Source organism: Arthrobacter sp. CAN_A212 (assembly GCF_015752345.1).
In the GTDB taxonomy this organism is placed as follows: Bacteria; Actinomycetota; Actinomycetes; order Actinomycetales; family Micrococcaceae; genus Arthrobacter_D.
The window spans coordinates 96,496-102,738 of sequence record NZ_JADOUT010000013.1; the positions used below are offsets into that span (position 1 = coordinate 96,496).

General features: G+C 55.0%; 5 protein-coding genes. 4 read left to right on the forward strand and 1 reads right to left on the reverse strand.

Annotated elements, in window-relative coordinates:
* Positions 1 to 1,269 carry an ArgE/DapE family deacylase gene (locus IWX64_RS11415; protein WP_196867243.1) on the forward strand — a complete coding sequence of 423 codons (1,269 nt, stop codon included), beginning with the start codon at positions 1 to 3 and terminating at the stop codon, positions 1,267 to 1,269.
* Positions 1,270 to 1,330: 61 nt separating this feature from the next.
* Here the strand turns inward: IWX64_RS11415 and IWX64_RS11420 are convergent, their stop codons facing one another.
* Positions 1,331 to 2,614: a M20 family metallo-hydrolase gene (locus IWX64_RS11420; RefSeq protein ID WP_196867244.1), complete on the reverse strand. Its 1,284-nt coding sequence runs from the start codon at positions 2,612 to 2,614 to the stop codon at positions 1,331 to 1,333.
* 224 nt (positions 2,615 to 2,838) lie between these two features.
* Between IWX64_RS11420 and IWX64_RS11425 the strand changes: the two genes are divergently transcribed.
* From IWX64_RS11425 to IWX64_RS11435, 3 genes are read left to right on the forward strand one after another with little or no spacing between them, the layout of a single operon-like run.
* Complete coding sequence (locus IWX64_RS11425) at positions 2,839 to 3,999, forward strand: GmrSD restriction endonuclease domain-containing protein (RefSeq protein ID WP_196867245.1); 1,161 nt, start codon at positions 2,839 to 2,841, stop codon at positions 3,997 to 3,999.
* Positions 3,996 to 5,075, forward strand: coding sequence for an AAA family ATPase (locus tag IWX64_RS11430; RefSeq protein ID WP_196867246.1), 1,080 nt, complete (start codon positions 3,996 to 3,998; stop codon positions 5,073 to 5,075). The genes IWX64_RS11425 and IWX64_RS11430 overlap by 4 nt, the downstream gene beginning before the upstream one ends.
* Before the next feature lie 4 nt (positions 5,076 to 5,079).
* A complete protein-coding gene (locus IWX64_RS11435; RefSeq protein ID WP_196867247.1) occupies positions 5,080 to 6,012 on the forward strand; it encodes a hypothetical protein in 933 nt (310 codons plus the stop codon).
* The last annotated feature ends 231 nt before the right edge of the window (positions 6,013 to 6,243 follow it).

The following is a 6,243-nucleotide window of genomic DNA, read 5'->3' on the forward strand; positions in this document are numbered from 1 at the left end:
ATGTTGACTCCAGAAATCACGAAACGGATTACCGACGCCGTCGACGCCGCCTTCGACCGTCAGCTTGAGTTCACCGCCGAGCTCGTGCGGCACCCGTCACTCCGGGCCGAGGAGGCCAGCGCGCAGGACCTGATGTTCGCGCAGATGGAAGCCCGTGGGCTCACCATGGACCGCTGGCAGCTGGACGAGGAAACCCTGTCCTCGCATGTGGGCTACGGGCCGACGACCGTCGCGTTCGAGGACCTCATCAACGTGGTCGGCACGTACACGCCTGCCCCGCCCGCCACCGGGCGGTCGCTGATCCTCAACGGGCACATCGACGTCGTCCCCACCGGGCCGGAAGACACCTGGTCGCGGAGTCCGTGGGACGCCGAGATCAAGGACGGCTGGATGTATGGGCGGGGGTCCGGCGATATGAAAGCCGGGCTCGCCGCGAACCTGTTCGCGTTCGATGCGCTGCGGGCGGCGGGGCTCGCTCCGGCGGCGTTCATCCACATGCAGTCGGTGGTGGAGGAAGAGTGCACGGGCAACGGTTCGCTGGCTGCGTTGCAGCGCGGGTACACGGCGGAGGCAGTGGTCATCCCCGAGCCGGAAGAGAACATGCTGGTGCGAGCCAACGTGGGAGTGATCTGGTTCAAGGTGCATGTCTCGGGGAAGCCGACCCATGTGCGGGAGATGGCGACCGGGTTCAACGCGATCGACGCCGCGTACACGGTGATGGGCGATCTGCGGGAGCTGCAGGACAAATGGAATGCCGACAAGGGAAGCCACCGGTACTTTGAGGACCTGGATCATCCGATCAACTTCAACATCGGGATGATCTCCGGCGGCGACTGGCCGTCGAGCGTGCCGTCGTGGTGCGAGTTCGATGTGCGGGCGGCGCTATATCCGGGGGTAACGGCTGCGGACGCGTGGTCGCAGATCGAGGACTACCTACGGGACTCCACGTCTGGCGCTGAGGTGTCGGCGGTGCGCAGTGGCTTCTTCTCGGAGGGCTATGTGCTGGAGGAGGGGTCCGACGCCGAGGGCGTCCTGGCGTCGGCGCATCGGGAGGTGTTCGGGTCGGCGTTGGAGTCGTTCACGACGCCGGGCTACCTGGATGGCCGGGTGTTCACCCTATACGGCGGGATCCCGGCGCTGGTCTATGGGCCGGTGTCGGAGGCGATCCACGGGTTCGATGAGCGAGTGCACGTCGAGTCGGTCCGGAAGGTCACGAAGGCTATCGCACTGTTCATCGCCGAGTGGTGCGGGGTGACTAAGACCGGCTAGGTCTTCGAACACACAAGGAAGGGGACGTCCGGCCGGACGTCCCCTTCCTTATGTCTATCTATTACTGCCGGTCGAGTTCCCCCTCGCACAGGCTGCGAACGACGTCGGTCAGGACATGCAGGCCGGTGACGATGTCCTGGTCGGTGGTGTACTCGTGTTCGTTGTGGGAGATGCCTTCGACCGAGGGGACGAAGAGCATGACGGTCGGAACGATGTCCTTCATGTTGGTGGAATCGTGCCCGGCGAGGGTCTTCACCCTTGCGTGGCTGACGCCGCGGTTGGCGGCAATCTTTTCCGCGAGGGCGACGCCTTCGGTTTGGTAGGGCGTGACGGGCCAGCAGTGGGAGCTGGCCTTCTCGATCTTGACCTGAGCGGAGCGTTCGATCTGTTCGAGGCGCTCGTGCAGCATCCGGTCTGCTTCCTGGAGCAGCGATTCATCGGCGGATCGCAGATCCAGTAAGAGGTTGACGCGTGAGGGGACGACGACGGGCGAGTTGGGGTAGACATCCAGCTGGCCAACCGAGGTGTGGACGGCGCCGTCGGGGAAATGGTCGGCAATTTCCCGTGCTGCTGCGACGAGCAATGAGGCTCCAAGGAGGTCGTCGTGCCGGTCGGCTATGACTGTGGAACCGGTGTGCGCCTGTTCGCCGTGAACAACGAATTCGTACTTGTTGGCGGCCCAGTTGGAGTCGACGACGCCGATGGCGATGCCGTCGCGCTCCATGCTGCGGCCTTGTTCGATATGAATCTCGGCGCAGTAGGCTGCCTGCGGCCCGGTGCCTTCGCCTAGTGTGTTGGTGAATTCAAGCGCCTCTCGAACGGTGACCCCTGCAGGGTCGGTAGTTGCCAGAGCCGAGTCAAGGGTCATCTTGCCGGTGTAGACGGAGCTGCCCATCATCGATGGTTTGAACCGGGATCCCTCTTCGTTGAACCAGTTTACGACCGCGAGGTTGTAGCGAGGGGTGACGCCGCTCGCTTGCCATTCGGCGGCGAGACGGAAGGCAGCGTGTGCTGCGGCAAGGACACCATAAGCACCGTCGTACCGGCCTGCGGTGGGCTGGGAATCAAGGTGAGAGCCGACAACAACGTAGGGCCTGCCAGCTTCAAGTTCCAGTAGCCCGAACTGGTTGCCGATCTGGTCGAAGCTGGCGGTGAATCCGTTCTCAGTGAGTAGCTGGGTGAACCAGGCGCGTTGCTCCCCGTCTGCTTCAGATCCGGCCTGTCGGTCCACACCTCCTCCGGCAGTGGCGCCAAAGGTGCTCAGCATCCTGAAGTGCTCTAGAAACTTGGTATCCTCCACACATACCTCGGAATGACCTGGCTCATGGTTACCAACGCTGCTCATAGATCTAGTCCTTCTCCTAATGGGTAAGCTCAACTCTTCCAACCAGAGCCGCTATAGCCAATGGCATCTAACATCGAGTTCTCGCGGAGCGCCTGTGCACAAACACATTCACGCCGCCATCCCGCATACACCGCACCGGGCTGTTTCAAGCTATATTTGCCTTACACCACAACGCAGACGTAGCGGGCCGGGACACTCTCTGATCGACAACTAAGAGGATTTACATGGATACCCTAAAAGCTCTCCTTGATCCCCCGGAAGAATCATTTCTAGGTGAAAAAACTGGCGTCGAAAAAGAAGATGAACAAGTAGAGATGGAATCGGTCAAACCTTGGGATCCTGAAAAAATCCGAGTGACCACGAAAAACTTTTCCCTTCGCAACATAATCGACATGATCGATGCAGAAGATCTGGATCTCGCTCCCGATTTTCAGCGTAACCAGGTGTGGAAAAGGCGCCAAAAGTCCCGGCTAGTTGAAAGCATACTCCTCCAGATCCCTCTACCAGCATTCTATTTCGCTGAAGATGAAGACGGAACCCTACGAGTAGTAGACGGCCTTCAACGTCTCTCTACCATTCACGCGTACGCAAGAGGTATTGATAAACACTTTGTGTTGCGGGACTTAGAGTATCTGGAGCACGAAGAGGGTAAACGATTTAATGATCTTCCGCTGGTGCTCCAGCGAAGAATACTAAATGCTCAAATTGTTGTTCACGTCATCGATCCTTCAACGCCAAATGAAGTCAAGTATGATATCTTCAAGCGAATTAACACGGGCGGGGAACCATTGAACGCAATGGAAATTCGCCATTGCATGAGCAAGACTCGAAGTCGCAGTTTCCTGAAGCGTTGCACCGAGAGCGAATTATTTCAAAACGCCACCGGCAATACCTTACGAAACCATATCAGAATGCAAGACAGAGAAGCCGTGCTCAGGTTTTGCGCCTTCTCGATGATCGATAAAATCGAAGACTATGAGAATTTCGGCTCGATGGAAAAGCTACTGTCATGGACCTCAGCCTCATTGGATGACAGCTCAGTCATCTCCGATGATGGTCTTGAAATTCTCTTCAATAGCTTCGAAAATGCTATGAGTAACGCAATAACCGTGTTTGGCGAAAAAGCTTTTCGGAAGTGGCCCCTGGACTCGAACCGAGCCGCACCAATCAATAGGGCTCTATTCGAGAGTTGGGGCCACGTGCTATCTAGATACGAGCTTCCTGAGATTGAAGCTGTGGCTGAAGAAATTCGTACCGAAGCCCGCACTCTAATGACTCACGAAGGTCCGTATCTAGACAGCATCAGCTACTCGACATCCGATCCTCGAAGAGTTTACACTAGGTTCAACCAAGCCTCCGTAATTGTAGCGAGGCTAGTCAAGTGATCTCGTCAATCCGAATCAAGGACTTTAAACGATTTAGAAATCTCACACTCGAGTTCGGTCAAATTACGGTACTAACCGGGATGAACGGGAGCGGGAAGAGTTCCGTCATACAAGCAATTTTGTTGGCGGACGAAATTGCTGGTTCACCCAACGAATGGGTAGGGCTAAACAACGAATTTGGCATTGAACTTGGCGAAGCCCAAGATGTCCTACATCAGGACTCGACTGATGGACTAATTGAAATTGAAATCGACGGAGCCACGTACATCTTGGATGCCGGCAATCTCGCCGGAGATTATACTCCGTATCTAACGATTACATCTAAACCGTCGGCTGTCGCATATACCGCGAACCGCGACAATACTCGACCAATTTATCTTTCTGCCGAACGGCTAGGTCCACGACGGACTAGTCCAACATCATCGAGCCTACCCAAAGAAGTCGCCCTCGGAGCGGATGGGCGGTTCACTGCCCATACGTTTGCCGCGAATACACAGAGAGAAGTCCATGAGGGTCGACGGAACGCCTCCGCGGGCAGTGTAAAAACCTTACGCGTGCAGGCAGAAGCCTGGCTCAGCGCGATCGTAGGTCCAATCGACGTTGAACCGAGGCTAATTTCTGGGACCAACCTCGCAGCAATTCGAATGCGGAAGGGTGGAGAGAATTCGGAATGGCGTCTACCAAGCAATATGGGCTTTGGTGTTAGCTACGTGCTACCTATCATCATTGCAGGACTCCTGGCACCTCAAGGGGGGTTGCTAATCGTGGATAGCCCAGAGGCCCACCTACACCCTGCGGGCCAATCAGCAATTGGCGAGTTCTTGGCTACTGTGGCTGGATCCGGGGTTCAGGTGATAATGGAGACTCATAGCGATCACGTGCTTAACGGAGTTCGGAAGGCCGTGTCTATAACGAAAAGCATACCGAGCGAACAAGTTTCGATACACTATTTTTCGGATAATATCCCTCCTAAAAAGCTGAAAATCTCCCCTCGTGGCAAGCTGAGCGAATGGCCCAAAGGCTTTTTTGATCAAATTAGCATAGATCTTGCGGCTTTAACCAAAAGGCGGGCATAACCTCATGCTCTTCGTCCTGGATGAATCCGGGTTGGATCTTGGCGATACAGATATATCTCTCCTGGAGGATTCTTTCAGGAAACTCTCTATGCTCCTAAATCTAGTCGTTACGTCTGATTTTCCAGCCTACTGTTGGAGTGATATATGGAGCGTAAAGTGCAACAGTTCCGATGAACTTCATCAGCTTGTGTTTAATCAAGCTGGAATCGACCCCGAGGTCACTCGACAGCTCGCGGTAGAAATTGATCGACTTAGCTATTGGGACGACGATTTCGACATCGACCCTGAATTTGAATTCACATGTGGGACACATCGAATTGAGTTCGCGCCAAGCACCGGTTTCTGTATGAGGATGATCGAACAGGGCCGCCGGGGGGTCATGGTCACCACACAACAGGGCACACTTCAGGGCGTAAAAGATTTATTCTCCCCACGGCAGTCCAAGCATACTGAGGTACTCTACATATCGGCAAAGACCGATTGGGTCAGTTGTATCCGAGAATGGCTCAAGTCGTCAGATTGCCCGGTTTCGCAGGTAGAGCGTTATTCTGAAGACGTGTTCGATAATTTAGTGTTTGCGGATGGTATATGGTCTCAAGTTCGACACTTTGAAGGTGATAATCGAACTATTCGTCGTCAGCTGATCAATAATCTTGCCGGACTCAACGACCATCTTTTGACTATCCGATCGCACCACGTCACCAATGATCGGATAATTCTTGAGATGAAGATTCGAGCTGACGTGGTTTGTTCACCTGACAGCCCTAAGACCCATAAAAATAATAGGGCGATGAAGCAGCGCGAAGTTGAAACTGCTTTCGGTAAGGTCGACTGCGAATGGCACGCAAAATTGGAACCACATAGAAATCGCATTCACTTCGGATTAAATAGAGGAAAGGTGTTTATAGGGATTTTCAGTGGACACCTCGAAACCTAGGAGCTTCGCAAGAATTGGTATCTTCGTAAGCTTCGACCACGCCAAACAACGAGCCCTCCGGTGAGCCCACCGTAACCGATTCAGCCTCTAAATCACCGCCCAGTGCACTGCCTCTACTTTGAACTCACGGTTATGGGGCTCTTCAGAATTGAGAGTGTAGTTGGCGGCGCCGTGAGGAGTCTGGGGCGGGAGGTTGTTTCGGCTGATGGGAGGGCCTTGGGAGAGAATCGG